The organism is Mesorhizobium sp. P5_C1, assembly GCF_054049815.1.
The window spans coordinates 1-2,197 of the sequence record NZ_JBFULQ010000736.1 but is presented as its reverse complement, the minus strand read 5'-3'; the positions used below and the strand labels follow the sequence as shown (position 1 = coordinate 2,197).

At 64.7% G+C, this 2,197-nt stretch carries 3 protein-coding genes and 2 pseudogenes; all 5 read right to left on the bottom strand.

The genetic code is table 11. From position 1 onward, the window contains the following. Positions 1–142 (bottom strand): annotated as a pseudogene (locus tag ACXJ7R_RS30620) (sterol desaturase family protein); the annotation flags it as partial. After that, positions 142–576, bottom strand: coding sequence for a hypothetical protein (locus tag ACXJ7R_RS30615; RefSeq protein ID WP_457155076.1), 435 nt, complete (start codon positions 574–576; stop codon positions 142–144). The pseudogene ACXJ7R_RS30620 and the gene ACXJ7R_RS30615, both read right to left, overlap by 1 nt. Positions 577–659: 83 nt before the next feature. Continuing rightward, positions 660–1,505 carry a phytoene/squalene synthase family protein gene (locus ACXJ7R_RS30610; RefSeq protein WP_457155075.1) on the bottom strand — a complete coding sequence of 282 codons (846 nt, stop codon included), beginning with the start codon at positions 1,503–1,505 and terminating at the stop codon, positions 660–662. A gap of 1 nt (position 1,506) precedes the next feature. Continuing rightward, positions 1,507–1,899 (bottom strand): Mth938-like domain-containing protein, encoded by a 393-nt coding sequence (locus ACXJ7R_RS30605; RefSeq protein ID WP_457155074.1) that lies wholly within the window; start codon positions 1,897–1,899, stop codon positions 1,507–1,509. 28 nt (positions 1,900–1,927) lie between these two features. Further along, positions 1,928–2,197: pseudogene (locus ACXJ7R_RS30600) on the bottom strand (protein translocase subunit SecDF); the annotation flags it as partial.

The following is a 2,197-nucleotide window of genomic DNA, read 5'->3' as shown; positions in this document are numbered from 1 at the left end:
TCATCAGGCTGGTCAACGTGTCGCGCGTCTCGAACGAGCCCTTGGCGCGGCCGCTGCGCACCAGCCAGAGCTCGATCAGGATCGCGGCAACGAAGAACGGGATGGCCAGTTGGGTGACCTGCGGAAAGTTGTAGCTGTCCATCACGTCGCCTCCCCAGCGGAATTTGAATGTCGCCGCTCAAGCGCTTTCAGCAAGCCTTGCGCATCTGTTGCGCTGGCAAAGCGAAAGCGGCCGCCCTTCCAGGTGAAGTCGGCGAGCCGAAACGAGACCGTGTCTGCGTCGCCGGCAGTCAAAGCCGTGACGTCCCGAGATGTGACGATGCGGGTCAAAAAACAGTCGCCAACGCTGTGAACGATGCCGGTGCGCCCTCGCCCGAGATCCAGGAACGCCGTCCCGGCATCAGCCGTCAGGCGAACTGTTGCGGGCACCTCGTCGGGAAAATCTTCAGCGAAACGGCTCATCGCCTGATCCGTGCCGGCAAGCGTGGCCGTCTTGCTGCCGCCGGTGAAATGTACGGCGGCGACCGACAGCGCAATGCCAAGGGCGACGATCGCGACCAGCAAAGGCAAGCTCATGGATGCAGCATCTCCTCCGGCCGGTCTGTCGTCTTTGGCAACAGTTTTGGCCGAGAGACTCCTTAACATGATTGACGTTTACGTCAAAGTGCCGGCCAGCCCTTGCCCGCGCGCCGCAGCAGCAGCCAATGCCGGCGCAAGGCCGACAGCCGCGCCACCCCATCGAGCGGCGAACCACTCTCCATTTTCCTGAGATAGGCACGCGACAGGGCCAACGGCAGGAATGCCTGATGCAACGAGACCGGCAGAGCAGACGCGCCTTGCTCGAAAGCGGAAAGATGGTCGCGCGCCAGCGCCATCATCGCTGCCACCGCACGTTTGGCGCCAGGGCCGCCATCGCCGGCAACAAACTCTTCCGGTGACGATCCCGCCGCGGCCAGGATATCGGCCGGGACAAAACATTGCCCGCGTTTGCGGTGCAGCGGCAGCAGAAGCAGCAGGCCGGTCATCGCCTGCGCACAGCCTGCCCTGCCCGCCAGTTCGRCAAACCGTGGCGCCGCGACGGGATCGAGCACCATCGCCGCAAGCTGGATGAGTGCGGCTGCCGTCTCGCCGCAATAGCCTTCCAGATCGGTGCGCGACGGCATCGGATCGTCGTAGAGGTCGAAAATGCGCGCTTCGAGCATGTTGTCGAAGGCGAGTTTCGGCAGGCGGAAAGCGGAAATCGTCGCCTTCAGCGCGTCGGCAACGGGGTGGCCGATGCTTGCGCCGTCATCTTCAGCGGCAATGACATCGCGCCACCATTGCAGCCGCACCTCGCCAGGCAGTGCTTCGTGGATGCGATCGCGAATGCCGGCGATCTCGGCATTGAAGGCGTAGAGCGAAAGCAAAGCATCGCGCTTGTCGGCCGGCGCGTAGAGCGCCGTGAGATAGCGGTCGTGGTCGGCGGCGCGCACCGCGTCCATGACGATTTTGGCATTCTGAGACATGTCAATCGACGGCGATGAGCGCGGCGGCCACGGCGCGGTCTTCCGCCAGCAGGACATTGTAGGTCCGCACCGCAGCACCCGTCGACATCGGATCGGACGCAATGCCTGCCGCCTTAAGCGCGGCCCGCAATGCTGCCGGCAATGGCCTGAGTTCCCTGCCCATGCCGACCAGCAGGATCTCGACCTTGTCGGCTTCGGCCAGCAGCCTGTCGAAATCCGCCGCCGTCAGCGCCAGGGGATCCGCCGGCTCCCAGCCATGGATGCCGGATGGCAGGCAGAGCAGCGAGCCGCGATGCGACATGTCGGCGAAGCGGAACCCACCATTGCCATAGGCCTCGACCGGCGCGCGGCCGGGGAAATGCGCCTCGCGGATGACGATGCCTTTGCCGGTCACCGTTCTGACACCCCTTCGGGGCCGCGCGTCAGGTCGCGACCGCCTTGCTGCCGCCGACCGGCTTCTGCTCGTCGCTTTCAGCCTGTGGCCGCAGCTTGAACAGGATCAGCAGCGGTGCCGCGATGAAGATCGACGAATAGGTGCCGAACACGACGCCGAACAGCATGGCCATGGTGAACGACCGGATGACCTCGCCGCCGAACAGCACCAGCGCCAGCAGCGCCAGGATCGTCGTCACCGAGGTCAGCGTCGTTCTCGACAGCGTCTCGTTGATGGCATTGTTCAGGAGTTGCGGCAG

What these genes read in the sequence shown, in the direction of transcription:
- ACXJ7R_RS30615 (WP_457155076.1), bottom strand. Translation starts at nt 576, where the DNA reads ATGAGCTTGCCTTTGCTGGTCGCGATCGTCGCCCTTGGCATTGCGCTG.